Annotated in this window: 20 protein-coding genes, 1 tRNA gene and 2 rRNA genes; 12 read left to right on the top strand and 11 right to left on the bottom strand. The window is 61.5% G+C overall.

Annotated features, from left to right (window positions below; all coding sequences use genetic code 11):
* Both BUB04_RS13310 and rrf read left to right on the top strand, forming a co-directional pair.
* Positions 1 to 370, top strand: a 23S ribosomal RNA gene (locus tag BUB04_RS13310); the annotation flags it as partial.
* Positions 371 to 427: 57 nt separating this feature from the next.
* Positions 428 to 544: ribosomal RNA gene (gene rrf / locus BUB04_RS13305) — 5S ribosomal RNA — on the top strand.
* Between the two features lie 171 nt (positions 545 to 715).
* Here rrf and BUB04_RS13300 read toward each other — a convergent pair.
* On the bottom strand, positions 716 to 1,525 hold the full coding sequence (locus BUB04_RS13300) for a ferredoxin family protein (RefSeq protein ID WP_073040309.1): 810 nt from the start codon (positions 1,523 to 1,525) through the stop codon (positions 716 to 718).
* Positions 1,526 to 1,610: 85 nt separating this feature from the next.
* Here BUB04_RS13300 and BUB04_RS13295 point away from each other — a divergent pair, with 85 nt between their 5' ends.
* Positions 1,611 to 2,075 (top strand): SoxR reducing system RseC family protein, encoded by a 465-nt coding sequence (locus tag BUB04_RS13295; protein ID WP_073040307.1) that lies wholly within the window; start codon positions 1,611 to 1,613, stop codon positions 2,073 to 2,075.
* Here the strand turns inward: BUB04_RS13295 and BUB04_RS13290 are convergent.
* The 6 genes from BUB04_RS13290 to BUB04_RS13265 all read right to left on the bottom strand — a co-directional run bounded on the left by BUB04_RS13290 (position 2,020) and on the right by BUB04_RS13265 (position 8,281).
* Entirely contained in the window at positions 2,020 to 4,134 is a 2,115-nt protein-coding gene (locus BUB04_RS13290; RefSeq protein ID WP_084076487.1) for an FAD-dependent oxidoreductase, read from the bottom strand. The genes BUB04_RS13295 and BUB04_RS13290 overlap by 56 nt on opposite strands.
* Positions 4,135 to 4,206: 72 nt before the next feature.
* Positions 4,207 to 4,788 carry an electron transport complex protein RnfA gene (locus tag BUB04_RS13285; protein WP_073040305.1) on the bottom strand — a complete coding sequence of 194 codons (582 nt, stop codon included), beginning with the start codon at positions 4,786 to 4,788 and terminating at the stop codon, positions 4,207 to 4,209.
* Between the two features lie 22 nt (positions 4,789 to 4,810).
* Positions 4,811 to 5,404 carry an electron transport complex subunit RsxE gene (gene rsxE / locus BUB04_RS13280; protein WP_073040302.1) on the bottom strand — a complete coding sequence of 198 codons (594 nt, stop codon included), beginning with the start codon at positions 5,402 to 5,404 and terminating at the stop codon, positions 4,811 to 4,813.
* Between the two features lie 3 nt (positions 5,405 to 5,407).
* Positions 5,408 to 5,992 (bottom strand): RnfABCDGE type electron transport complex subunit G, encoded by a 585-nt coding sequence (gene rnfG, locus BUB04_RS13275; protein WP_073040300.1) that lies wholly within the window; start codon positions 5,990 to 5,992, stop codon positions 5,408 to 5,410.
* Positions 5,985 to 6,962, bottom strand: a complete 978-nt coding sequence (locus BUB04_RS13270; RefSeq protein ID WP_073040298.1) for an RnfABCDGE type electron transport complex subunit D — start codon at positions 6,960 to 6,962, stop codon at positions 5,985 to 5,987. The genes rnfG and BUB04_RS13270 overlap by 8 nt, the downstream gene beginning before the upstream one ends.
* On the bottom strand, positions 6,959 to 8,281 hold the full coding sequence (locus BUB04_RS13265) for a 4Fe-4S binding protein (protein WP_073040296.1): 1,323 nt from the start codon (positions 8,279 to 8,281) through the stop codon (positions 6,959 to 6,961). The genes BUB04_RS13270 and BUB04_RS13265 overlap by 4 nt, the downstream gene beginning before the upstream one ends.
* Before the next feature lie 432 nt (positions 8,282 to 8,713).
* Here BUB04_RS13265 and fdhF point away from each other — a divergent pair, with 432 nt between their 5' ends.
* Positions 8,714 to 10,750 (top strand): formate dehydrogenase subunit alpha, encoded by a 2,037-nt coding sequence (gene fdhF / locus BUB04_RS13260; protein WP_084076485.1) that lies wholly within the window; start codon positions 8,714 to 8,716, stop codon positions 10,748 to 10,750.
* Positions 10,751 to 11,020: 270 nt separating this feature from the next.
* Here the strand turns inward: fdhF and rnhA are convergent, their stop codons facing one another.
* Positions 11,021 to 11,461, bottom strand: a complete 441-nt coding sequence (rnhA, locus tag BUB04_RS13255) for a ribonuclease HI (protein ID WP_073040319.1) — start codon at positions 11,459 to 11,461, stop codon at positions 11,021 to 11,023.
* A gap of 207 nt (positions 11,462 to 11,668) precedes the next feature.
* Between rnhA and BUB04_RS13250 the strand changes: the two genes are divergently transcribed.
* Both BUB04_RS13250 and BUB04_RS13245 read left to right on the top strand, forming a co-directional pair.
* Positions 11,669 to 13,111, top strand: a complete 1,443-nt coding sequence (locus tag BUB04_RS13250; protein ID WP_073040294.1) for a HAMP domain-containing histidine kinase — start codon at positions 11,669 to 11,671, stop codon at positions 13,109 to 13,111.
* 113 nt (positions 13,112 to 13,224) lie between these two features.
* On the top strand, positions 13,225 to 14,601 hold the full coding sequence (locus tag BUB04_RS13245; protein WP_073040317.1) for a sigma-54-dependent transcriptional regulator: 1,377 nt from the start codon (positions 13,225 to 13,227) through the stop codon (positions 14,599 to 14,601).
* A 236-nt stretch (positions 14,602 to 14,837) separates the two neighbouring features.
* Here the strand turns inward: BUB04_RS13245 and lon are convergent, their stop codons facing one another.
* The gene (gene lon, locus BUB04_RS13240; protein WP_073040292.1) at positions 14,838 to 16,868 is read right to left on the bottom strand and encodes an endopeptidase La; all 2,031 of its coding nucleotides are present in this window, start codon (positions 16,866 to 16,868) and stop codon (positions 14,838 to 14,840) included.
* A 484-nt stretch (positions 16,869 to 17,352) separates the two neighbouring features.
* On the opposite strand from lon, the gene BUB04_RS19400 reads away from it, so the two are divergent.
* The 4 genes from BUB04_RS19400 (at position 17,353) to BUB04_RS13225 (ending at position 21,035) form a co-directional block, all read left to right on the top strand.
* Positions 17,353 to 17,520, top strand: a complete 168-nt coding sequence (locus BUB04_RS19400; RefSeq protein ID WP_178371990.1) for a hypothetical protein — start codon at positions 17,353 to 17,355, stop codon at positions 17,518 to 17,520.
* 46 nt (positions 17,521 to 17,566) lie between these two features.
* Positions 17,567 to 18,145, top strand: coding sequence for a universal stress protein (locus BUB04_RS13235; protein WP_073040290.1), 579 nt, complete (start codon positions 17,567 to 17,569; stop codon positions 18,143 to 18,145).
* 268 nt (positions 18,146 to 18,413) lie between these two features.
* Positions 18,414 to 18,995 carry a hypothetical protein gene (locus BUB04_RS13230; RefSeq protein WP_073040288.1) on the top strand — a complete coding sequence of 194 codons (582 nt, stop codon included), beginning with the start codon at positions 18,414 to 18,416 and terminating at the stop codon, positions 18,993 to 18,995.
* Between the two features lie 222 nt (positions 18,996 to 19,217).
* Positions 19,218 to 21,035: an SLC13 family permease gene (locus BUB04_RS13225; protein WP_073040286.1), complete on the top strand. Its 1,818-nt coding sequence runs from the start codon at positions 19,218 to 19,220 to the stop codon at positions 21,033 to 21,035.
* A gap of 369 nt (positions 21,036 to 21,404) precedes the next feature.
* On the opposite strand, the gene BUB04_RS13220 is transcribed toward BUB04_RS13225, so the two are convergent.
* Together BUB04_RS13220 and BUB04_RS13215 are read right to left on the bottom strand one after the other, a co-directional pair.
* Complete coding sequence (locus tag BUB04_RS13220; RefSeq protein WP_084076483.1) at positions 21,405 to 22,460, bottom strand: DHH family phosphoesterase; 1,056 nt, start codon at positions 22,458 to 22,460, stop codon at positions 21,405 to 21,407.
* A gap of 22 nt (positions 22,461 to 22,482) precedes the next feature.
* Positions 22,483 to 22,557 (bottom strand) — tRNA-Gly (locus tag BUB04_RS13215).
* Between the two features lie 106 nt (positions 22,558 to 22,663).
* Here BUB04_RS13215 and BUB04_RS13210 point away from each other — a divergent pair.
* Together BUB04_RS13210 and BUB04_RS13205 are read left to right on the top strand one after the other, a co-directional pair.
* A complete protein-coding gene (locus tag BUB04_RS13210; protein ID WP_073040284.1) occupies positions 22,664 to 23,581 on the top strand; it encodes an arginase family protein in 918 nt (305 codons plus the stop codon).
* A gap of 119 nt (positions 23,582 to 23,700) precedes the next feature.
* On the top strand, positions 23,701 to 24,489 hold the full coding sequence (locus tag BUB04_RS13205) for an RNA 2'-phosphotransferase family protein (protein WP_073040283.1): 789 nt from the start codon (positions 23,701 to 23,703) through the stop codon (positions 24,487 to 24,489).
* The last annotated feature ends 236 nt before the right edge of the window (positions 24,490 to 24,725 follow it).

Here is a 24,725-nt window from a genome sequence, read left to right as displayed (position 1 = left end):
GTCCCAAGGGTTCGGCTGTTCGCCGATTAAAGCGGTACGTGAGCTGGGTTTAAAACGTCGTGAGACAGTTTGGTCCCTATCTACCGCGGGCGTAGGAACTTTGAGGGGATCTGTCCCTAGTACGAGAGGACCGGGATGGACGGACCTCTGGTGTCCCAGTTGTTCCGCCAGGAGCACCGCTGGGTAGCTATGTTCGGAAGGGATAACCGCTGAAAGCATCTAAGCGGGAAACCCACCCCAAGATAAGAGTTCCCCTTCCGCTTCGGCGGAGCTGAAGGCCCCTCGTAGACGACGAGGTTGATAGGCCGGAGGTGGAAGTCCGGTAACGGATGGAGCTGACCGGTACTAATAGGCCGTGCGGCTTGACCATCCCTTTCTTGAGGGCGATGGGGCAGCGTACTGAGAAGACCCTATTCATGGAGTTTGGGCCGGTGGCTATGGCGAGGAGGCCACACCCGTTCCCATCCCGAACACGGAAGTTAAGCTCCTCAGCGCCGATGGTACTGCGTGGGTAACCGCGTGGGAGAGTAGGTCGCCGCCGACCCATTCTTATAGAGGCCGGATCTCGTATGAGATCCGGCCTTTTTGTGTTGGGGCGCCTCTGGTTCAGGCCCCTCGGGGATTGGGCCGGGGTTGCGTACGGGTACGGGCGACGGGGTTGTGGTACGGGCGACCGGCCGGTCGCCCCTATATTGGGGGGCGTATCCGCGGGTTTTTACGCGTTGGATGCGTCGTCCGGTGCCGGGGCACTCTGGCCGCGGCCGGGGAAGTCCTGAATTCGGTAGCCGTGCTTTTCGTCCATGATGTTGGCCACCATCTTGTAAACGATCTTGAGCGGGATGTGGGCCGGGCAGGCTTCCTCGCACAGGCCGCAATAGACACAGTAGCCCACCATGTGCACGGCGCGGGTGAAGAGGAATTCCGGGTTGGCGGGCGGCAGGGTGGAGCCGGTCTTGGGAACGAAGGTCTCTTCTTCCAGCGTGCATTCATGGCAGAAGCAGACCGGGCAGATGTTTCGGCACCCGTAGCACTTGATGCACCGCTGAAAGTTGTCCTTGAGAAACTGCATGTCCTTCACGAGATTCTTGGGCGTGGCGGTGACCACCTTGGGGCTGGGCGGGACATCCGGCTTTTCGCCGGCCACCAGCTCGTCCGGCCAGGGCTTGAGACAACCGCAACGGTCCGCCAGATCCTGGGAGCACGAAAAGCCCACCAAGGTCACCCGGTTGGGATTGATCTGGCTTGCCTGAACGAGCTTGTGGAAGGCTCGTTCTTCGCAGCCCCGAACCATGACTGCCAGCTTTTGGGTGGGCTGGAGCCGGGTCAAACGCAGGAGAACCTTGATGAGCGGATAGCGGGCCTGACCGGGCTTTTCCAGGTCTCCCAGCGAGAGGCTGTCCAGCTCATCCGCCCGGGTGAAAAGGTGCGGGTGGATGTGTTCTCCATCCTTGCGGAGAGCCAGGAAGCCGTCCACGGTGCCGTCCTGCAACAGTTTTTTCGCGTAGTCCCGGATTTGGTCTTTCATAACGATTCCCTGTATTGGTAGATTTCAGTACTGGGTTTCCAGTGATCCGTCACGATGTGATCTTCGCGTTCCCAAGGAGGTTCTCATGCTCACAGAACACGGTGTGGTTCAGGATGTCCGAAACCAATCCGCCTTCGTGAAGGTGGAACGTACGGAAGCTTGCCACAGCTGCGAATCCCAGGGCGTTTGCAAGATGCTCAGCAGCAAGGAGATGGTGGTGGAAGCCACGAACGACCTGGGCGCCCGGGTGGGAGATCGCGTGGAGATCGGCCTTCCCACCGGTTCGTTCCTCACCATGTCCCTGGTGGTTTACTTTGTTCCCGTGGTGGCCCTGGTGGTCGGGGCCGCCGTGGGTTGGTCCAAGGCCGCCGTCCTGGGTATGGATCCCACGCCGGCGTCGGTCCTGCTGGGCGTGGGGGCCATGGCAGCGGCCTTCCTGGGAGCCAGGTCCTTCGACCGCAGGGCCGGATCCCGCAATCGGTACCGGCCGCGGATCATGCGGATTTTGCCAGGCTCTCCGGTTCCTGGACCGTCCGACGATAGCAAATGAGGCCGCAGCGGAGGCATCGCTGCGCTTCCCGCCGTACCTGCTCCTCCGTAAATCCCAGCTCCACCTCGGCCTTGGGGTTGGCCAACTGCTCCGCCGGCGACAGCGCGGGCATCTTTTCCCGCGGCTGCGGGGACAGGGGTTCCAGCCGGTCCACGTTGAGCACGGTCGTGGTGCGCCGGATCATGCCGGGAGGTGCGACCACCTCTTCTCCCAAGAGTCGCTTGTGGACCGAGATGGCGCCCCGACGGCCGGCGCCGATGGCTTCCACCACGGCCTTGTAGTCGCTGGTGGCCTCTCCGGGTCGGAAGATTCCCACGTCCTCCTCGGCGAAGGGGCCTGCGTAGGGAACCACGGTTTCCCAACGGTCCGTGCGGACCGCTTCCTGTTGGTCTCCTTCTCCTCGCAATTCATAGACGGGCGCGTAGATGAGTTCCGGAAAACGGCCGGCACCCGTGATGAGCGTCTGTACGGGAATCTGCTGGAGGGCCGCCTTGGCGTGGAGCTGCTGGAGGGTTTCTCCGGGTACGTAATTTTCCAGGGAAGCCACTTCCACGTGGGTGAGTTCGGCGCCCTTTCCAAACATGCGGGTGATGGCGGACCGGAAGTGGAAGATGACACCCTGGGCTTCGGCGGCCTGAATTTCCTCGTCCTTGAAGGGGGCTTCTTCCCGCGGGCTTCGAAAGACCACGTGGACGTGCTGAGCCCCCAGTTCCTTGAGAAGCAGGGCGGCATCGATGGAGGCGTTGCCGCCGCCCACGATCATGGCATCTCCCCCCACGGCCGGGGCGTTTCCGGCCATGTGGGCGAAGGTGAGATTGACCAAAAGCTGCACGCCGGGAAGGGCCTGAACTGGCTGGGTGGGAAGCCCGTCGGTCATCTGGCTGTCCCAGCCACCCGTGGCGACGAAGACAGCGTCGTAGCCGTCATCCAGCAGACCTTGAATGGAAACGTCCCTGCCGAGCTTCTTGTTGGTCTGCGCCGTGACGCCCGCTTCCAGGATGCCCTGGATTTCCCAATCGAGCACGTCCTTGGGCAGGCGAGCGTCGGGAATGATCGTTCGCAGCAGGCCGCCCAGGTGGGATTTTCCTTCGACGACCGTGGGTTCGTGCCCGAGCCTGGCCAGGAAGAAGGCGGTGGTGAGACCTTCGGCCCCGCCTCCGATCACCGCTACGCGCTTACCGGTGGCCGGAGCCTTCTCGATGGGAATGCGGCTGCCGCTCTTCATCTCGTAGTCGGCCACGAAACGCTTGATGGGATTGATGGCCACGGGTTCATCCAAAAGGTTCCTGCGGCATTCGTTTTCGCACGGATGCACGCAGATGCGGCCGCAGACCAGCGGGAAGGGGTTCTTTTCCTTGATGATCCGAACCGCTTCCAGATAGTCGCCGCGACCGGCCGCGTCGATGTAGGCCGGAATGTCGATGCCGGCCGGACAGGTCCGCTGGCACGGGGCGGAGCATTGATCCAGGGTGTATTCCTGGGTGACCCGACGGGAATTGGAGGTGAGGGTAATGATGTGCTTGGGACACACGCGCTCGCAGGTGCCGCAGCCGGTGCAAAGGGAAGCGTTCACCACGGGAAGGCCGTCGTCTCCCATGGAAAGGGCACCGAAGGGGCACGCCTTCACGCAGGAGCCCAGTCCGAGGCAGCCTACGGGACACAGCTTGGCGCCTCCGTTCAGAAGCATGGCGGCGCGGCAGTCGTTCAACCCGTCGTAGACGTATTTCAGGTCGGCTTCCTGGGGCCCGTAGTAGCAGCCGGGACGTGCGATCTCAGGCTCCACTTCCTTCACTTCGATGCCCAAAATGGCCGCCACGGCGGCGTGCGTGTCGGGACCTCCGCCCACGCAGATGGTGGGATCCGCCTTTCCCATGGCGATGGCTTCCGCCGCGCCGGAACAACCCGGGAACCCGCATCCGCCGCAGTTGGCACCGGGAAGAGCTTCCTCCACCGCCACGATTTTAGGATCTACATATACGTAAAAGACCTTGGATGCCACGGCCAATCCGATTCCCGCAAACAGACCCAGGCCGCCGATGGCAAGAATGGCTGAGAGCATGATGGGTGTCCTCCTTATGGTTTCGATGGGCACCGAACGAAAACGGGTTCTCCGGCCCTCCCGGGCGGGCGGCTAGTGGACCATGCCGATGAAGCCCAGAAAGGCAAGGGCCAGCAGACCGGCCGTGGCCAGACCCACGGGCATTCCCTGCAGGTGCTTGGGAATGGGGGCCACGGCGCACCGCTCGCGGATCCCCGTAAGAAGAACCAGCGCCAGAGAGAAACCGACCCCGGACGCGAAGGCGAATACGAGGCCCTCCATGAAATTGAAGTCCTCATTCTCGACGGCCAAAACCGCGGTGCCCAGGACGGCGCAGTTGGTGGTGATCAAAGGCAGGAAGATGCCCAAGGCGCGGTAGAGAGCCGGAATGGACTTTTGAAGGAACATTTCCACCAGCTGCACAAGGGTGGCGATGACCAGGATGAAGGCGATGGTCTGCAAGTACTCCAAGCCCATGGGCTCCAAGAGACTTTTCCGTACAAACCAGGTGATGGCCGTGGCCAAGGTGGTCACGAAGATGACCGCCATGCCCATGCCGGTGGCGGTATCCATGCGGGTGGAAACCCCCAGAAAGGGACAGTTGCCCAGGTACCGCGCCAAAACGATATTGTTGACGAAGACGGCGCTAACAATCAGAAGCCAGTATTCGCTCATGATGTCCTCTCACCGATCCCGTTTAGGATTTTCGTGTGCTGATCAAGTTCATGGTGGCCAAAATGAGCCCCAGGCAGATGAAGGCCCCGGGGGGCTTAAGCATGATGGCGAAGGGCTCGAAGGACGGACCGAGGACGGCGTGCTTGAAAATGGTCCCGCTTCCCAAAAGTTCCCGCAAGGCTCCCAGGAAAGTCAGGGAGAGGGTGAAGCCGAGGCCCATGCCCAAGCCGTCGGCGATGGAAAGGACGGGACCGTTTTTGGATGCAAAAGCTTCGGCCCGGCCCAAGATGATGCAGTTGACCACAATGAGTGGGATAAAGATCCCAAGAACCTTGTAGAGGGGGTAGAAGTACGCCTGCATGGTGAGTTCCACGATGACCACGAAAGATGCGATCACCACGATGTAGGCGGCGATGCGGACCTTGGACGGGATGATGGAGCGGAGCAGGGAAACGATGAAGTTGGAGCAGACCAGCACGAAGGTGGTGGCCAGCCCCATTCCCAAGCCGTTTTCCGCCGCCGTAGTGACTGCCAGAGTGGGGCACAACCCCAGGACCAGGCGGAACGGCGGGACCTCTTTCCATAAACCTTTTGTGAATTCCTTGGCCACACCCATGATTTAGAGGACCTCCTCCTTGATCTTCGGAAACTGCTCCAGGGCCTGGCGGACGGCGTTCACCACCCCGTTGCTGGACAAAGTGGCGCCGCTGATGCCGTCGATGCGTCCTCCGCGGGTGGATAGATTCAGTTCCTCGGAGAGTGTCAAACCCGCAAACTGTTGAGTGAACTGCGGTTCCTCCACGCGGGCACCGAGACCGGGAGTCTCCGTATGGGTCATGATGCTCACCCCGGTCAGTTTGCCCTCCAAGTCCACGCCGATCATGACGGCGATGTTTCCGTGATAGCCCGGGGCGGCGCTGTCATAGGCCAGGGCCACGATCTTGCCCCCCTTTTTGGCCGGAAAGATGGTCTTCTCCACGGGATGCCCCTTCTCGTCCGTGCCCATCTTGAAAACGATCTTGTCCGTGATGGGATCGTTCTCGTAGCCTTCCGGAAGCACGGCCTTGATGGAGGGCCCCTTCACGTACTTGAGCAGTTGGTATTCGCGCGGCTCCTTGGTCGCCTCGTTCACATAGGAAAGCACGAGGCCCGAAGCGCTGCATATCACCGTAAGGACGACGACCATTTTGACGAGATCACGCAATTTGCTCCACCCTCCCTACGACTTTGGGTCGAATCCGATCCAGAAGGGGCGTCAGACTGTTCATGAGAAGGATCGCGAACGCCGCCCCTTCCATATACGTTCCCCAGATGCGGATGGTCATGATGAGGCATCCACATCCCAGCCCGTACAAGATCATACCGGGCAGGGTGACCGGGCAGGTGCCCACCTCCGTCGCCAGGAAGAAAGCGCTGAAACAGGTCCAACCGGCCAGCACGTAGAAGATGGGTGCGGCGTAGTTCTGCGGGCTGACCACCTTGCAGATGGCGGCGAAGACGAAGGTGCCGAGAAGGCAGAAGAGGGGGATCTGCCAGCGGATCGTCCCGCGGGCCACAAGGTAAAGGCCTCCCAGAAGGACGGCCAAGACCGACACGGTACCGGCCGTGCCCGGCACATTCCCCAGGAAAAGGTCCATCCAGGGTATATCCCGGACCGCCTCCACTCCGTCCATCTTGAGGACATCCATGGGCGGATATTCGATGAATCCGCCGGGCTCAAGCAGGAAGGCCGGTTGAGGCATGGGAAAGGACTCCAGCAGATGCTGGTACGAGATGAAGAGAAAGGTGTAGCCTACCAGCGCTGAGTTGAAAGGGTGATTGCCCAGCCCCCCGAAGAGTTGCTTTCCGATCAGGATCGCAACAACGGCGCCGAGGACGGGAATCCACCACGGAACCTCCGGGGAGAGAAGAAGCCCCAGGATCACCCCGGTCAGGGCGGCCGAACCGTCGGAAATGGTAAGGGGCCTTCCCAGGGCTTTTTGCCAGGCCGCTTCCGCCGCGACGGCCGTCAGCGCAGAAATGATCACCACCCGGAGCGCGGCAAACCCGAAGAAAAACCACCCCGCCAGAATGCACGGAATCAGAGCGATGAGCCAATCACGCATCATGGCGTCCACGCTCTTTCCGGAATGGATATGGGGCGAAACGGAGACGATCAGGTCGGGACGCGTCATGACTCCTTCCTCATTTCAACAAGCTCTTGTTTCCCATGGCGAAGCAGCTGGACCATGGGGCGGTTGGCCGGACATACATAGGCGCACAAACCACATTCGATGCAGTGGGCCAGGTAATGAGCTTCGGCTTCTTCGAACTTGCCGAACTCGCAATATTTGCCCAATTCGTTGGGAAGCAGCCTCATGGGACAGACGGGAACACAATATCCGCAGTTGATGCACGCCCGGTAATTGTAGGTGTGCACCTCGGAGGATTCCTGAAGGAGCACGTAGTCCGAAGCCTGCAAGGGGGCTTCCCGGTCGAATTGGGCACAACCCAAAAGGGGTCCTCCCACCGCGATCTTGCTCAACCGCTCCGGTGCGGCGTCCGCATTGAGAACATGGGCGAGCGGTGTTCCCACGGGGACTCGATAACACGCCTGAAAACCCGCCTTCCACGCGGACACCTGGACCACGACGTCCAGGGGCAAAGTGCCGTCTGCGAGAAAACGCCCCACCTGCCAGGCCGTGACCACGTCCAAAACGGCCGCGCCCACCAGGCGCGGATCCGATGCCGGTTGGGGCACCTGACGGCCGGTCACAAGCTCCACCAGGATGGGGGTGAGGGCCGAAGGGTAGATGTTGTCCAAGGCCCGGCATTCCGCCCCCTGGTCCTCCAGGGCCCGAAGGGTCTCCTGGCCGGGAGGCGCACTCCGGTCGTAGGCAAGGACCACCTTTTCGGCCTGGGAAAGAGCCTGGAGCGCCGGGACGGCTTGGGCGACGAACGTGCCCAGGTGGGCCAGCACGGTCCGGCGGATCATCTCACCGGGCTGCCGGTCCAGCCCATTGATGATGAGGGTTTTGACGGGTTTGTCGAAGGGGGCGTCGGTGAGCTGGAAGGCCTTGGCGGCGGTTTCCGGCGAGCAGATGCGGGCGGGAAACGGCCACGGGTGGCGGTCCGTTTCGCTAAAACCCGCCTGACTCAGGGCCTCGGCCAGTGCCTCGGGGTTGTCGGCCTTCGCCGGTGTTTGCATCCCGGGAGTCGCATCCCCTCGGGGGCGGACCACCACGGCCTGGGACTTGCGCCCGTCCACCGTGTTGACGGTACGGATTCCTTCCACGGAACCCGCCACGGACGCCCGAACAAAGGGCAGGCGGGAATCCCGGAATCGGCCCACCACCTGGCCTGTTTCCACCATTTGTCCGGGGGAGACCTGGGGTTCCGCCCGGCCCCACGGGCCTTCCAGCGGAAGCACGATCTTCTCGGGAACGGGAAGGACATCGGGCGGCGGGGGACTTCCCTCACTTGCGGTCAGTAGATGGATTTTGGCTAGCTTCATGCTTTTTCCGATCGTGTCCCATCCTCTTCGGGTTGACAGATACGCTCAGAAACCGCCTGAAAGGTTCGCGGGAGCTTGTGCGCGGGGAGGGCACGGCACCCGCCATTGTGAAATGCTTAACATTTTTACCGCAAAAAAAGGCCGCCGAAGCGGCGCCAACCGGCTGCACTCGGCGCACGAACCTTTGAAGCGCGCCATACAAGTTAGGCATCTTATAGAGAAGGGGCCTTGGAATTGTCAAGCCAATTGAGAGAGAAGGCACAATATCGGGCCCGGGGCGGTCCGGGCGGCTTGATTTGCACAGTGGGCTGTGGTAGAGGGGATCTCGCGGGTTGGTGGCGCCCGCGATGTGAAAGGTTGCACGAGCCGCGGGCCGTGCGCGTTCTCGGATCGCCCCGTTGAGTGGGACTTTCTTGCGAAAAGGAGAGGTCCATGGATTACCGTTCCGTTCTCACCACCTGCCCCTACTGCGGCTGCGGTTGCGGGCTCTATCTGGAAGTGGTGGACGGCCGAATCGTTCAAACGCTTCCATCCAAGACCAGCCCCGTGAACCAAGGAAAACTGTGCATCAAGGGCTGGAATGCGCATGAGTTCGTGCAGCATCCCCGGCGGCTCACCCGGCCGCTCATGCGCCGCGGCGGCGCCCAGGAAGAGGCGTCCTGGGACGAGGCCCTGGGCGCGGTGGCCTCCGAGCTCAAACGGGTCAAGGAAGCCCACGGGCCCGACAGCGTGGCCTTTCTCACGTCCGCCCGTTGCACCAACGAGGAAAACTATCTGCTGCAAAAGTTCGCCCGGGCGGCCATCGGAACCAACAACGTGGACCATTGCGCCCGTCTCTGACACAGCGCCACGGTGGCCGGTCTGGCCGCTGCGTTCGGAAGCGGTGCCATGACCAACTCCATCGAGGAGTTGGCCGACGCCGATTGCATCTTCATCACCGGATCCAACACCACGGTGGCGCACCCTCTGGTGGCCACCCGCCTGTACAAGGCCAAGGCCAAGGGGGCCAAGATCCTGGTGGCGGATCCGAGACAGATCCAGATGGCGCTCTTTGCCGATGTGTACGTGCGCCAGCGCCTGGGGAGCGATGTGGCGCTCCTGAACGGCATGATGCACGTGATCGTGAAGAACGGCTGGCACAACCGCCAGTTCATCGAGGAGCGCACGGAAGGGTTCGAAGAGTTTCTCAAGGTTATCGAACAGTTCCCGCCGGAGAGGGCGTCGGAACTGAGCGACGTGGCGGTGGACGACATCGTCCGGATGGCCGAATACTACGCCAAGGCCAAGAACGGCTCCATCGTCTACTGCATGGGGATCACCCAGCACACCACGGGTGTGGACAACGTGAAGACCCTGGCCAACCTGGCCATGCTCTGCGGCCACATCGGACGTCCGTCCACGGGGGTGAATCCCCTTCGCGGCCAGAACAACGTGCAGGGGGCCTGCGACATGGGAGGGCTTCCCAACGTGTATCCCGGCTACCAGGCCGTGACGGTTCCCGAAATCAAGGAAAAGTTCGAAAAGGCTTGGAACGCCAAACTTTCCCCCAACCTGGGGCTCACCATCATGGAGATGATGTACGGGATCGAGGAAGGCAAGGTGAAGGCCATGGTGATCCTGGGCGAAAATCCCCTGGTGAGCGATCCCGATGTGGAGCACGTGCGTCACGCGCTGCAACAGCTGGAATTCCTGTGCGTGATCGACATCTTTCCCACTCCCACCACGGAACTGGCCCACGTGGTCCTTCCCGCCGCCTCCTATGCGGAAAAGGAAGGCACCTTCAGCAACTCCGAACGGCGGGTTCAAAGGGTCCGGAAAGCCATCGACCCCGTAGGCGACGCACGGCCCGACTGGCAGATCATCCAGGATCTGTCCAACCGCGTCGGCTACCCCATGAATTATGGATCTCCGGAGGACATCTTCGAAGAGATCCGACAGGTGACCCCGTCCTATGCGGGCATCACCTATGAGCGGATCGAAGGGGAGGGCCTCTGCTGGCCGTGCCCCACCACCGACCATCCGGGAACGCCCTATCTCCACAAGGACCGGTTCGCCCGCGGAAAGGGCCTGTTCCACGCCATCGACTATCGCCCCCCGGCGGAAACCCCGGATCAGGACTACCCGTTCTGGCTCACCACCGGCCGGTCCTATGTGCATTATCACACGGGTACCATGACGCGCGTTTCGCCGCATCTGGAACGGGAGATGCCGGAGGTTCTCCTGGAGATGCATCCGGACGACGCCGCCGCTTACGGTGTTCAGGACGGCGACGTGGTACGCGTGACCAGCCGGCGTGGCACCGTCACCACCAAGGTGCAGGTGACGGACCGGATCGGAAAGGGCGTGCTCTTCATGCCCTTCCACTTCGCCGAAAGCGCGGCCAACGTACTCACCAACACAGCCCTGGATCCCGTCTGCAAGATCCCCGAATACAAGGTGTGCGCCGTGAAGGTGGAAAAGGCGGCCTAGACGGGCGGCCGCCTTGAAGGCGCCGTGGACAAAAGGGCCCGGGGAGTCATCCCCGGGCCCTTTTGTCTTTTGGAGACCTACTCGGTGACTCGCAATTTCATTGAAAGGTGAACGTGCGCCGTGCATGCATGGGGACTCTGCAGGGGCGCATGATCATTCTTCCCTGCAGGGACGTCTCGCAAAGGTGACTTTCATCAGGCGGCGTCTTTCATCCATGAGGGGGCGTGCCTCGCCGTGACCCTCATGAAGAAAGGAAGCTCAAGCCGGCCGTCACCCCTTGCGCACCGCACCGATGGCCGCCCGGGCCAGGGCGTCGCAGCGCTCGTTTTCGGGATGGCCGCTGTGCCCGCGCACCCAACGCCACTCCACCCGGTGTCGCTGCGTGAGCCGGTCCAGCTCCTGCCACAGTTCCTTATTCTTGACGGGTTCCTTGGTGGCGGTCTTCCAACCGTTCTTCTTCCACCGATGGATCCACTGGGTGATGCCCTTCTGGAGATATTGGGAGTCGGTGTGGACCACCACGTGGCAGGGTTCCTTGAGGGCCTTCAGGGCCTCGATGACCGCCGTGAGTTCCATCTTGTTGTTGGTGGTCCAGCGGCTGGATCCGCTCAGTTCCCTTTCGTGGCCCTTGTAGCGCAGAATGGCGCCCCAGCCCCCCGGCCCCGGATTGCCCGTGCAGGCCCCATCCGTAAACACCTCAACTCTTTTCATGTCCTGCGACATTCATGCCTCAGATTGGACGGTTCTTTCGCATGCCGTGGTTTTGCCTTCTTTCCGTGGGCAGGCACCATACCATGAAACGGCCGGCGTGGCATCCTTGGTTCCGCGGAGGGACCCCGTGTTTTCCCGGTTGCTTTTGTGCTAATAGTGGAAGGGCGATGGGCAGGGGAAACTTGGAGATCGGGTGGGGAGGCGCCTATGGTCGGTTCGTGGAAGAACTTTCACCTGAACATACGCCAGAAGGTCATCGTGGGCATGGCCCTGGGGCTGGTGGCGCTGGGCATCATCGGAGCCATCTCCTACCGGTCGCTGCTGGAGATCGAGACCAAGGTGAAATTCGTGGAGGTGGCGGACGACCTTTTGAACGCCATCCTGGAGCTTCGCCGCTTCGAAAAGAACTTCTTCATATACAAGACCTTGGAAGCCATCGAGGAAAACGAGCGCTACAGCGAAGAGGCTCTGTCCATCCTGACGCGCATTTCCCCCAAACTTCGATCCCTTGAAGGCGGCAAGAAACTCCAGCGGATCGAATCGTCCCTTGAGGACTATCGGAAACTGATGGCCGACCTGAAGAGGGCGGCTTCGGCGCAGAAGCCGGAAGAGATCCAACGTTTGGAGCAGCCGCTCCGGGAAAAGGGCAAGGAGCTGGTGGATCTGGCTCAGGACCTGGTCTATTTCGAACGCCTGCGGATCCTGGGAATCCTCAAGGCCCTGAAGGCCCAACTGGCCGGCTCCCTGGCCCTGGCACTGCTGGCGGGCGTCCTCTTCGTCGCCCTGGTGGCCCGGAAGATCGTGCGGCCCTTGAAGGTGATCGAAAAGAACATGCTTCGCATCGCCAAGGGCAACTTCGCCCCTCTTCCGGTCATGGACACCCGGGACGAGACGCAGCAGGTGGTGGAAGCCTTCAACCGCATGGTGACCGAGCTGGAACGGCGCCAGGACCAGCTGGTCCAGGCGAAAAAGCTCTCCTCCCTGGGCGTGCTCACTTCCGGGGTGGCCCATCAGTTGAACAACCCTCTCAACAACATCTCCACCTCCTGCCAGATCCTTCTGGAAGACCTGGAACGGTTGGAGGCGGACTTTGTGAGGCGGGTGCTCACCAATGTGGAGCAGGAGGTGGCGCGGGCCCGGGACATCGTCAAGGGCCTCCTGGAGTTTTCCCGGGCCAAGGAATTTTCCATTCTCCCCACCCGTCTCAAGGAAGTGGTGGACAAGACGGCCCGGCTGGTCTCCAGTCAGGTGCCGCCGGGGGTTCGGATTGAAACCCGGGTGCCCGAGGACATGGTGGTCGACATGGATCCCCAGCGCATACAGCAGGTCTTTTTGAACCTCTTTATGAACGCCATCCAGGCCATGCGGGACGGGCAGGGGGAGATTTCGGTGACCGCCGACTACGACGACGCGGGAGAGCAGGTGTACATCCGGGTTCGAGACACCGGGTGCGGCATGTCGGAGGAGGTGGTGAGCAAGATCTTCGATCCGTTCTTCACCACCAAGGAAGTGGGGGAGGGCACCGGCCTGGGGCTTTCCATCGCCTACGGGATCGTGGAAAAGCACCGGGGGCGCATCGAGGTGGAAAGCCGTCAGGGCGAAGGGACCACCTTCACCATCACCCTGCCCGTAAAGCACGCGGAAGAGTGATGCCGAGCGGTTCCAGAAAGCGTGTTCCCACAGGGCTCAAACACCGCGGCGACGAGGGATGGGTTGAGTGGGAAAAGATCGCTCCATTTCGAGAGAAGAAGGGGCATGACGGGATGACGGCGCGGATTCTCATCGTGGACGACGAAAAGATCGCCCGGGACAACCTGGAATACGTCCTCAGAAAGGAGGGCTACGATGTGGTGGCCGTGGACAGCGGCTTTCGGGCCTTCAAGGAACTGGAGCGCTCGGAATTCGATCTGGTCATGACGGATCTGCGCATGGAGCGGGTGGACGGCATGGACGTGCTGGAACGCACCAAGGAGCTCTACCCGGAAACGGAGGTGATCGTCGTGACGGGCTACGCCACCGTCTCCTCGGCGGTGGAGGCCATGAAAAAGGGGGCCTACCATTACCTTCCCAAGCCCTACAAGCTCGACGAAGTGCGCATCCTGGTGCGAAAGGCGCTGGAAAGAAGGGAGCTGGAAAAGGAGGTCCGGGAGCTCAGGCGGCAGGTGAAGCGGGAGGCCGGCGGTCCGGTGATCATCGGCAAGAGCGAAAAGATGCAGCAGCTGCTTCGAATGGTGGAGCAGATCGCCCCCACGGACACCAATGTCCTCATCCTGGGGGAGACCGGCACCGGAAAGGAACTGGTGGCCCGGGCGGTCCATGCCAAAAGCGAACGCTGCGATCGCCCGTTTCTGGCCATCAATTGCGGCGCCTTTACCGAGGAGCTCCTGGCCAATGAGCTCTTCGGCCATGAAAAGGAGGCCTTCACCGGGGCCCGGTCCACCAAGAAGGGGCTTCTGGAATCGGCCCAGGGCGGAACCGTTTTCCTGGACGAGATCGGAGAAATGCCGCCCACCATGCAGGTGAAACTGCTTCGGGTCCTGCAGGAAAGAAGGCTCATCCGGGTGGGCGGAACCGAAGAGATCCCTGTGGACATCCGGGTGGTGGCCGCCACGAACCGCAATCTCCTCAAAGAAGTGAAGAAGGGCCGTTTCCGCCAGGATCTCTACTACCGGCTCAACGTCATCACCCTGTATGTGCCCCCGCTGGTGGAGCGCCGGGACGACATTCCGCTCCTTTGCCGCCACTTCCTGGAAAAGTTCTCCCGGGAGCAGAAAAAGGAGATCCGCGAAATCTCAGAGGACGTGCTGGACGTGCTCACGCACTACGAATTTCCGGGCAACGTGCGGGAGCTGGAAAACATCATGGAGCGGGCCGTGGCCCTGGCTCAGGGGGACCGCATCGAAGTGAGCCACCTGCCGCCGGATCTTCAGCAGTTGACCCTTCGCGTTCCCCGCCCGGCACGCCGGGAATTCCTCACCCTGGAGGAATACGAAAAGGACTACATCCTGTGGGTTCTCAAGAAGGTGAAGGGGAACAAGACCAAGGCGGCGGAAATTCTCGGTATCGACCGGGTTTCCCTGTGGAGGCGTCTGAAGCGCTTCGGGCTGCAGGAGGAGCCGGGCGGTTCTCGTTCACGTTAACGATCAGGGCGCGATTCGCCGCCCCGCATCGGAGGAAAGAACCTGCACCGGGGGGCCCTCCGCCCTGTGGGAGCACCGCAAGGCGCGATGAGCCGGCGGCCGCACCGCCACGGAATGGCCGGTCACCCATGTCGCGGCTTTCGCCGCTCCCACAGATGATGGTGTTCCCACAGGTGCTGCTGCACCTGTTAGGTGTTGATTGAAGCTCCCGATGCTCCTGCAAGATACCGAACGAACTATTCTTTCATATTACCGGCGGGTTCCAGGACCCTTTCGATGATCTGCTCCACGTCGTCGGCCAGTACCACCTCCACGCCCGCCAGCACATCCTCTTCCAGCCTTCGGATGTCCGGCTCGTTTCGCTTGGGAAAAACCACGGTGGAAACCCCCGCTCTCTGAGCGGCCAAAACCTTTTCGCGAACGCCGGCCACCTGGAGAATGCGCCCGCTCAGGGTGAGTTCCCCGGTGAGGGCCACGTCCCGGCGTGCCGGTCGCTGCATGAGTAGCGACAAGAGGGAGACGGCGATGGTGATCCCCGCGGAGGGCCCGTCCTTGGGGATGGCGGCGGCTGGGATGTGGATGTGGATGTCCGTGTCCTCGAAAAAGTCGGGGTCGATCCCGAACTGTTCCGCATGGCTTCTCACGTAGCTCAAGGCCGTCTGGGCCGATTCCTTGAGGATGGTGCCCAGGGATCCGGTGAGGATGAGCTGCTGGGAGCCCCGCATCCGCGTGCTCTCCACAAAGATGATCTCCCCACCGAGCTCGCTCCACACCAGCCCCGTGGCCACCCCGATCCGGCTCCTGGCTTCCGCCACTTCGTGGGTGTATCGGGGAGGCCCCAGAAGTTCGTGGATCACCTCTTCGCCGATCTCACCCGGCCCCGCCGAGTGGTCCGCCGCCACATAGAGCCGAGCCACCTTGCGGCAGACCGCCGCCAGCTCCCTTTCCAGCTGGCGCAGCCCCGCCTCCCGGGTATAACCCCGAATGACGGTGCGGATGGCCTCCTCGGAAAAGGAGACGTCCCGGCCCCTCAGCCCGTGCTCCTGCAACTGCCTCGGGATCATGAAATGGCTCGCGATGGCCACCTTTTCCTTTTCCGTGTAACCGGGAAATTCGATCACCTCCAGCCGATCCAGAAGAGGCCCCGGAAGGCGCTCCACCACGTTGGCCGTGGCGATGAACATGACGCCCGAAAGATCGAACGGCACGTCCAGGTAGTGGTCCATGAAATGAGAATTTTGTTCCGGGTCCAGGATTTCCAGCAGCACCGAAGCGGGATCTCCTCGGAAATCCTGTCCGATCTTGTCGATTTCATCCAGCATGAAGACCGGGTTCTTGACCCCCAGCCGTCGAATCTCATGGATGATCCGGCCCGGCATGGCGCCCACGTAGGTTCTGCGATGGCCGCGCAGTTCCGCCTCGTCGCGAAGGCCAGCCAGAGACAGCCTGACGAAGCGTCGCTCCAGGGCCTGGGCGATGGAACGCCCGATGGAGGTCTTGCCCGTTCCGGGCGGGCCGGAAAAGCACAGGATCGGCCCCCGGGTCATCTGCATGTGGCGCTTCTTTTCCTTGATGGAAGCCACGAGCGATCGGAGCTCGGCGATGTTGATGGGCTTGGAAAGATAGGTGGCGGCTCCCTTCTGCAAGGCCGCCACGGCTGAGGAGACCGTGGCGTAGCCCGTCACCATGATGGTTTCCGTGTTGGGCGAGATCTTCTTGACGGCCTCCAGAAGCTGCAGCCCGTCCATCTTCTGCATCTTCAGGTCCGTGAGGATCAGGTCGTACTCCTTGCGGCGGAGCTTTTCGAAGGCGTCCTGGCCGTCCACGGCAGTGTCCACCTGGTAGCCTTCTTTTTGGAGCACGTATTCCAGGTTGGTGCGGGCGATTTCCTCGTCGTCCACCACCAGCACGCGGAAGGCCTGAAGGGAGCAGAGGGTTCGAACGGCCAGGTAGTCCAGAATCCGATCCTTCACGTGCTGGAGGCCGTAGTGGGCCTGACTCAGGATCTTTTCCGCCCGCCCGAGATCCAGGTTGTCCTCCGTGAAGCGATTCCACGGAAGGGAGAGGAGAAAATCGATGTAGGTGGTGCCGATGGCGTACTCGGCCACCGCCGGATCCGTCTTTTCCAGCTTGTCCAGTTCCTTGAGAACCACCTTGAGAACGTGTTCCGGGAGGTCGGCTCCTTCCGCACGTTGGCGCAGTTCTTCCAGGTCGCCAGGCTCGCCCTCGGGGCGCTGCTCCTCTTCCGGTCGCCTAAAGAAGATCATGGGCCGGCTCCTCTCTTGTTGCGATCCTTTGCCGTGCCACATTATTTCATCCGCGGAGCCGGCAGGCAAACGAAAAGGGGCTTGAGCGCAAGCTGGGTGGGCAGGGCTAAACCCCAGCATTCCGCCCCAAGCGCTCAACCGGTCTTGTGGGGTGCTTTGGGGGTGCCGAGACCGGCCCATGGCCCGAGGGTTCCCGCCGGTGATGTCCCGGCTCGTTGCGATCTGCAACGCCTCGTTTCTTTTGTTGCAATAGTCGCTAAAAAGCCGAGATAACAACAAAAGTCAAACATATCCTCCTGTACGTTGCAGTATGCAACGACGTCGCCCTTCTCGCGCTTTCCTCTTGAACGCCAAAAAACCTAAGAACGGCCATAGGTTACACGACTGATGCGCCTCCGGGCACGGGTCTTGATCTTAAAGGGGGCAAACGGAACGAACCAAGGAAACGGCTCCCCGGCGGGGACAAGACAAAAGGAGGACGGTCGTGAGGCGCATCAAGGAAAAACTGGAAGCCATGGCGGCGGCCATCGCCTTTGCGGAAGCCGGCGAAAGGGACGAAGCCCTGCGGCTGCTGAGCGAAGAAAAGCGTGCGGAAAAGCGCGTCGAAAAGCGGAAAGACCAGCGGCCTCGCGCCCGGGCGTACCGGACCTGAAAACTTCATGGGAACTGCTCCTCAGCGGGCGATAGGGAGGGAAGCCATGATCAAGAAGTTTAAGAAGCGCTTCGGCAAATCCGATCGGGAAGAAGCCGTGGATGTGAAGAAGCGAAGCGGGTTGCGTGAGGCGGTGGAGAGAGTCACGGATGCCATCACCTTCGCGGAGGCGGGCTTTCCGGAGCACGCTCGGGAGATCCTCGGGGAACCGGAAACCTTGGGGCGCAAAATCCTGGTGGTGGGGCACGAAGACACTTTTTCGCGGCCTGTTATCGACTACGCCCTGGGGTTCGCGGAAAGAATGGGCTACGAGATCGTGGCGCTCAACGTGCTCCATCTTCCCAAAGATTCCAAGAAGGTGGGACCGTATTGTTCTCTCATCGCCAAGGAGTTCCAGAATACCTGCGAGGAAAGCATCGCGGAGTTCTACCGTGAAGCCCAGGAGCGGGGAATCGGCTTCCATCATGTGGTCAAGGTGGGGGACCCCGACAAGTGCATCAAGGAAGTCACGGACGAGATCCGGCGCATCGAGTTCGTGATCAGCGAGCCGGAAGCGCTTCCCGAAGTGGTGGCCAAGGGCGAAGAGGTGGTGATCCCGGTTTATGCGGTGGCGGCTCCGGCTTGAGAGCCGGGTGGAGCGATACGTGGTGCACCGTGAGCGATAGGGAAGGGTGAGACAGGTTATGGATACGCACTTTATCTTCGGGTTGGCTTTGGTGGCGGTGGCCTTCGGACTTTGTTTCTGGTTTCGAAAAGAAAGCAAGCATTGAGAGTCCTTGCGGCGAAGATCATGGCCGCTTCGGACGACGGTCGAGAGGCGGGGCGTCCCGCCTTTTTATTGGCCGAACCTCAAGAGATGATCCAGGAAGATGCACAAGAGAGGAGGAGTGTGGATGATACGGAAAGCGCTCAAGGGACTTCTGAATGCCGTGGGAATCGGCGGCGGGGCTCAAAAAGGGACTCGAGGCGTGCGGGAGGCTCTCGAAGCGTGTTCGCAAGCCGTGGCCTTTGCGGAAGCCGGTCTTGAGTCCAAAACCCCTTCCGTCGACCCCCGGGAGAAGGCTTTTGAGGGCAAGCATGTCCTGGTGCTGGGAGGAGAGGAAGGCTTTTCTGAAGAGGTCATGGACTACGCCGTGGGGTTCGCCGCCCGGATGGGCTATCGTATTGCCGCGCTGAGCGTCTTCAACGTGCCATTGGCCTCCACGGTCGATGACCGGCTCTATGCCGATATGGTTCTGGAATTCGAAGGAACCGCCAGGGAGGCGGGCGATGAATTCGCCGCTCGCGCGCGGGACCGGGGAGTGGCCTTGGTTCATTATATTCGACTGGGGAATCCGGACGGGGCGGTGAAAGAAATCTGTGGCCAGGTGGGATGCGTGGATTTCGTGATCAGTGAACCCTCGCTGGACGAGGGGACGGTGGCGGTGGATGCCGGTCCCGTGATCCCCGTCTATGCCATGGCCGCAGCGGCGTAGGCAGGCTGTAGGGCTTTCTTTTGGGAGAGGCCGGCCGCGGTGTTTCATTTCGGTATTGCCAGGTGATGACAGCATGTGGTAATGGGGGCATAATAGTGAAAGTTTTCTTAAAATCAGACTGCTCCGCCCCGGAAAGGCCGCTAACGGGTCTTGCGGCAACACTGCATGCTGACCTTGTATGCAAAACCGTGGAATCTTGCTTCAGAATGGGAGGTAGCGGCGTTGAGTCACGACATGATTCTCACGTTGGTTGTGCTCGCTTTTGCAGTGGTTCTCTTCGTCTTCGAGTGGGTGCGGGTGGACGTGGTGGGCATCATCATGATGGTTCTCTTGCCCCTCATGGGCTTGGTCACCCCCCAGCAGGCTTTCTCGGGTCTCAGTTCCAATGCGGTGGTCTCCATCATCGCCGTGATCATCATCGGCGCCGGTCTCGACAAGACGGGGGTCATGAACAAGGTGGCCACCCCCATCATCAAGCTGGGAGGCGGGAGCGAACGGCGCATCATGGCCCTGGTTTCCGGCACGGTGGGCCTCATCTCCAGCATGATGCAGAACATCGGGGCAGCGGCCCTTTTTCTGCCGGCCACCCAGCGCATCTCCAAGCGGCTGGGCATTCCCATCTCCCGGCTGCTGATGCCCATGGGGTTCTGCGCCATCATCGGCGGAACCCTCACTCTGGTGGGCGCCAGCCCGACCATTCTCCTCAATGATCTGCTGGTGCTGGAAGGAAAGAAACTGGAGCCCTTCGGGCTCTTTACCCAAACCCCAATCGGTGTCTGCCTTCTGGCTTCGGCCATCCTCTATTTCATGGTGCTGGGAAAATATGTGCTGCCGGCGAGCGGAGGCGAGGCGGATAAGGGCATCACGGCCCAGCTGCTGGAACAGTATGCGGCCCTGGAACAGCCCTACGAGGTGGAGGTGCCGGAAGACTTCGACGGGCCCAAGACCCTGGAACAGCTGGGCCTTCGCCGGGATTACCTGGTCACGGTGGTGGCCGTGGGAAACCCGACCACGGGCAAGAAAAGGCTTACCGCCAGCAAGAATGATCCGGTTTCGCCGGGGGACTGCCTGGTGATTCTGGGCAACGTGGATCGCGTGAGGCGCATGGCCCAGGACAAGGGATGGCGGCTGAAGGACGGCCTCGATTACTTCGCCGATGATTTCGCCCGTACCAACGCCGGCGTGGTGGAAACGGTCGTGTCACCCCGCTCGGAGCTCATCGGGAAGACCCTGGCCGAGGTGGATTTTATCAGCCGCTTTCGCGTGAACCCCGTGGCCATCAACACCGGAGACCGTATCTACTATTCGGGCATCAACCACGTGCGGCTGAAGATGGGCGATGTGATCCTGCTGCAGGGCCCCTGGGATCGGCTGCACCGCATCCGCAACCTCCCCCAGCCGCGCATCTTGACCTTCGCCACGCCGCTGGAAGGCGAGATCCTCCGGCCGGAAAAGGCGAAAATGGCGGTCTTCTGGCTGGCCCTGGCCCTGGCTCAGATCATCTTCTTCAAGGTGCGCTTGTCCGTGGCCCTCATGTCCGGCGCTCTGGGGATGATCATCACCGGCGTGCTTTCCGTGGACGAAGCCTATCAGTCCGTGGACTGGATGACGGTCTTTCTGCTGGCCGGCCTGATCCCGCTCGGCATCGCCTTTGAACAGACGGGGACGGCGGCTTTCATCGCCAAGAAGGTGCTGGAAATCGTAGGGCAGGTGTCGCCCATCGGATTGCTGGCCGTGGTGGGGATCATGACCTCCTTTTTCACCCTGGTCATTTCCAACGTGGGCGCCACGGTGCTTCTGGTGCCGCTATGCATGAACATGGCGGTGATGGCCGGAGGGGATCCGCGCATGGCGGCTCTGGTGGTGGGACTTTCGGCATCCAACACCTTCGTGCTCCCCACGCACCAGGTGAACGCCCTGGTGATGCGCCCCGGAGGGTACCGCACGGTGGATTACGCCAAGGCCGGCGGTATCATGACCATCCTCTTTCTGGCCATCGAGCTGACCGTGATCTATTTCTTCTACGGCGTTTCCGGCTAGCCGAAAAGGAATGGCGCGGGGCCTGAGGCCCCGCGCCCTCCCCATGAATCCCCCCCAGCCCCCCTTTGGAAAAGGGGGGAGCCTCTCACTGCACCCATCGTGCGCATCACTCGTGACGCCTCACGGATTACGGTCAATCCCCCCCCTTGGGAAACGGATATGCGATCGGCAGGAGTGTCGCGCTTGGCGGGCGGGGATTAACCCCGCCTCGAGCCCAGAGGTCCCTGCGCTATTCGCCCCTACATGTTCCGCATGCCATGCAACGCACAACGCCACCTGAACCGGCAAGACAAACCCCTGCCGGCGGCTTCAAGGATGCATCATTGACAGCTTTGGAAAAGGGGGGAGGTTCATCACCCATCACTCCTTCTACGGAGACAATCGGCGGCGGACGAAGCGGGCGTAGGCCAGGGGTGTTTTTCGCAGAACCACGTCTTCCAGGTTCTCCAGGGGGATCTCGGCGCGGGCGGCGGCCTTGTGGCCCCCGGCGCTTCCGAAGGCGGCGAAGGCCTTCTGGATGCTTTTTCCCGCATCCTTCCGGTAGCCGTCGTTTCTCACGATCACCACCAGGGTGTTTCCCACGATCCCGCTGACGATGCTCCAGGAAATGTCGTGCACCTTCAGGAGGAAGTCGGCCAGGATGACCAGGATGTCCGCCGAGGGTGTCTTCTGGAGATGGGTGTAGATCCGGTCCTTGGCCACGGTCTTGTTTTCCAGTGCCTCGCGGAAGTACGCGAGATCCTTCAGGGCCAGGTCCGAGATTTCGATCTTTCGAAGGACGTTGTGGTTGATCTTGTCGAAGAGGTAGTGGAAGGCCCGCACGTCTTCTTCGCGGCTTTGCCGTTCGAAGTTCTGGGTGTCCGTCTTGATGCCGTAGATGAGGGCCGTGGCCAGGGTCTGGGAAGGCTTGATGCGCGCCGCCCGGAGGTACTCGGTGAAGATGGTGGAGGTGGCGCCGTAGTCGGGCCGAATGTCCACGAAGGGGACATCGCTGCAGGCCGTGAGCGGATGGTGGTCGATCACGGCCGTGTAGGGGATTTTTCGGAAGATGTCGTTATGGCAGGGCTGCCCGTCCACCAGGAGGAACTTGTCGTAGTCGGCCAGGGATTTTTCCTTGATGGGCACCAGGGGCAGCTTGAGCAGTCGCACCATGGTGAGGTTGTTGAGGCGCTTGATGGGGCGGATGATTCCCACGGTGGTGGACTGGACGCGACGCCACAGAAGGCGCCTGAGGGCGAAGGCGGAGGCGATGGCGTCCGGGTCCGGGTCGATGGTGATGAGCACTCGGTCTTTGAAATGGAGGAGCCCGTAGAGTTTTTTGAGGGCTTCCTGGCGGGAGCGGGGGCGTCGAGGGGCGCCGTCGGGCTTGGAGTTTGCGGCTCGGGTCGTCATGAGGGCGGCCTGCACAAAAAAAGGGGTGGCCACCCACCCCTTTTCGTGTTCATTTTGGAGCGGGAAACGGGATTCGAACCCGCGACTTCGACCTTGGCAAGGTCGCACTCTACCACTGAGTTATTCCCGCTCAGTTCGTGGGTGTATTTACCTGAGACCGTTTCGGGAGTCAAGGAAAAAAATGGCCTCACATGTCCGATAAGATATATTATGTAAACCAACGAGGAGGCGAGCCCATGACCACCGGAATCCTCTACCACCCCAGCTTCAGTCGCCGGAGCTACCTCACCCAGGGATCCCGACTGCAAGACTTTCCCCAAGCCCTGGAACCGCTCCTGAAACACCCCCAATTCCGCCTCTTCGAATCGCCCCCCATCGACGAAGACTGGGTCCTCAAGGTCCACACCCCGGATCTTCTGGAAGGCGTCTACGAGGATCCTCTCTGTTCCACCGCCTGGCATTCGGCGGGCGGCGTCGCCCGGGCCGCGGAACTCATCGCCCGGGGCGAGATCTCCAACGCCTTCGCCTTCATCGGCGCCGGCGGCCACCATTCGGGCCGAAACTTCTTCGGGGGCTACTGCTGCTTCAATGATGTGGTGATCGCCATGACCATCCTTCGCGAACTCCACGGCGTGAAGCGGTTCGCCATCCTGGACACCGACGCCCACCACGGAGACGGAACACGGGAGCTCGTGCGAAACGATCCGGATGTCCTCCATGTGTGCGTCTGTTACAGCTCCTACCAGTCTGAGGACGGCACCAAGGTGGACGTTGCGGCCCCCGGCGGGTTTTCCCTCTGGCGGGCCGCCGCGCTGGGCGGAACCGAGGAGGCGCCGGGGCGCGACGTGGATCGGGCCTACTATGAGACGGCGCGCGAGGCCTTCTATGAGCGCTGCCTCACCTTCGGCCCGGAGCTCATCTTCTGGTACTTCGGCTTCGACACCCACCGGGGCGACTACGGAGATCTGGGTCTCAGCCGGAAAGCCTACCTGCTGATCGCTCACATGATGCGCGATCTGGCCGACAGGGCGTGCGAGGGGCGCCTGGAGGTGGTCCTGGGGGGCGGATCCCGCAGCGACATCGCCCGCCGTTGCATCCCGCCCGTCATCGCGGTTTTGGGAAATTTGGAATGGGAGGATTCTCTCCTTCCATAATTTCTCAGAAATTTCTCAGACGATCTCCCGAATGCGCTACCCGCCCCGGGAACTTTCCTGCTATCCTGCCACTCTCGTCCCGATAATCACAAGGAAGAGCGCGGAGGCAGAGACGATCCATGAAGATGCCCCACAAGACCCTGGCCAAGACCCTGTCGACGATCCTCACTCGGGTGCCCGCTGAATACGGCCTCTTTTGGGATCCGGACGGCACCATGCCCTGGAGGGAATGTTACTGGGCCTTGCAGGAAGATCCGGCGCTGCGGTTCGTACGCGAATCGAATATCCGGGAGCTCCTTCTCCTGGGCCACGATCTTCCCGTGGTGCTGGAGGAAAACCGGCTGCGGCTTCGCGACGAGGAACAAAGTGCGGCTCGCTATGAACCGGGGGAACCGCCGGAGCGCCTCTTTGCGGCTTTTCGCCGAAGGCGGTACCAGGCCGTGGAAAAAGCGGGACTCCAGCCAGGCGCCCGAACCTTTGTTCCCCTTTTCGAAGATCCGGATATGGCCGAACGGATGGCGAGGCGTCGCGGTCCGGAGGTTCTGGTGGCGGAAGTTCGGGCCGGCGAGGCCGCGGCCGACGGCATCGTCTTTTTGAAGGCGGGAGCCGGCATGTATCTTGTGGAAATGCTTCCGCCTCAGTGGATCGACCTGCCGAGGCTTTCGACGACCGAACGGGAGGCCATGGAAGCCGAGGCTCAGAGGATCCGGGAGAAGAAGCGGAAAAAGGAGGTACCCGCCCCCGATCCGGAGATTCCCGGCGCCGTTCGCATCGGAAGGCGCCACCTGCGGGGCATGTTTCCGGAAGCCGCCTTCGACCACGAAGAAGCGGCGCGCAAAGGTCGAAGCAAGAAGGGAAAGGGCTGGAAAAAGGAAGCCCGCAAAGAACGCCGCAAAAGAGAATTGTAGCGCTACGGGGCGCGGCTTCCCGGAGCCTGTGATGTGGTCTCTTTATCGCCGTCCCGTAGTCCATGTTGAGATCGCGCGGCCGCTTTTCCGCAAGGCCCGTGGCCCCATGGTTTAACGGGCGATTCGCCCATGCCGCCTCACGGAGGATCCTCAGCAATTCGCCTACCCCATGGCCGATGGTGGGGCCTTTTCTTCGAATGCGGGCTCGTGCTAGGTTCACTGGAGGGAAGTGGGTG

The sequence above is a fragment of the Desulfacinum infernum DSM 9756 genome, from assembly GCF_900129305.1.
GTDB lineage: Bacteria > Desulfobacterota > Syntrophobacteria > Syntrophobacterales > DSM-9756 > Desulfacinum > Desulfacinum infernum.
Note: the sequence above shows the minus strand (reverse complement) of the source record. Positions and strands in the feature narration are given on the sequence as shown.

Coding starts and splice junctions, on each gene's coding strand:
- rnhA (WP_073040319.1), bottom strand. CDS start 11,461: ATGAAAAGAGTTGAGGTGTTTACGGATGGGGCCTGCACGGGCAATCCG.
- BUB04_RS13270 (WP_073040298.1), bottom strand. CDS start 6,962: ATGACGCGTCCCGACCTGATCGTCTCCGTTTCGCCCCATATCCATTCC.
- BUB04_RS13285 (WP_073040305.1), bottom strand. CDS start 4,788: ATGAGCGAATACTGGCTTCTGATTGTTAGCGCCGTCTTCGTCAACAAT.
- BUB04_RS13230 (WP_073040288.1), top strand. CDS start 18,414: ATGATACGGAAAGCGCTCAAGGGACTTCTGAATGCCGTGGGAATCGGC.
- BUB04_RS13300 (WP_073040309.1), bottom strand. CDS start 1,525: ATGAAAGACCAAATCCGGGACTACGCGAAAAAACTGTTGCAGGACGGC.
- BUB04_RS13235 (WP_073040290.1), top strand. CDS start 17,567: ATGATCAAGAAGTTTAAGAAGCGCTTCGGCAAATCCGATCGGGAAGAA.
- rsxE (WP_073040302.1), bottom strand. CDS start 5,404: ATGGGTGTGGCCAAGGAATTCACAAAAGGTTTATGGAAAGAGGTCCCG.
- BUB04_RS13295 (WP_073040307.1), top strand. CDS start 1,611: ATGCTCACAGAACACGGTGTGGTTCAGGATGTCCGAAACCAATCCGCC.
- lon (WP_073040292.1), bottom strand. CDS start 16,868: ATGATCTTCTTTAGGCGACCGGAAGAGGAGCAGCGCCCCGAGGGCGAG.
- BUB04_RS13245 (WP_073040317.1), top strand. CDS start 13,225: ATGACGGCGCGGATTCTCATCGTGGACGACGAAAAGATCGCCCGGGAC.
- BUB04_RS13290 (WP_084076487.1), bottom strand. CDS start 4,134: ATGCTCTCAGCCATTCTTGCCATCGGCGGCCTGGGTCTGTTTGCGGGA.
- BUB04_RS13210 (WP_073040284.1), top strand. CDS start 22,664: ATGACCACCGGAATCCTCTACCACCCCAGCTTCAGTCGCCGGAGCTAC.
- BUB04_RS13250 (WP_073040294.1), top strand. CDS start 11,669: ATGGTCGGTTCGTGGAAGAACTTTCACCTGAACATACGCCAGAAGGTC.
- BUB04_RS13265 (WP_073040296.1), bottom strand. CDS start 8,281: ATGAAGCTAGCCAAAATCCATCTACTGACCGCAAGTGAGGGAAGTCCC.
- BUB04_RS13205 (WP_073040283.1), top strand. CDS start 23,701: ATGAAGATGCCCCACAAGACCCTGGCCAAGACCCTGTCGACGATCCTC.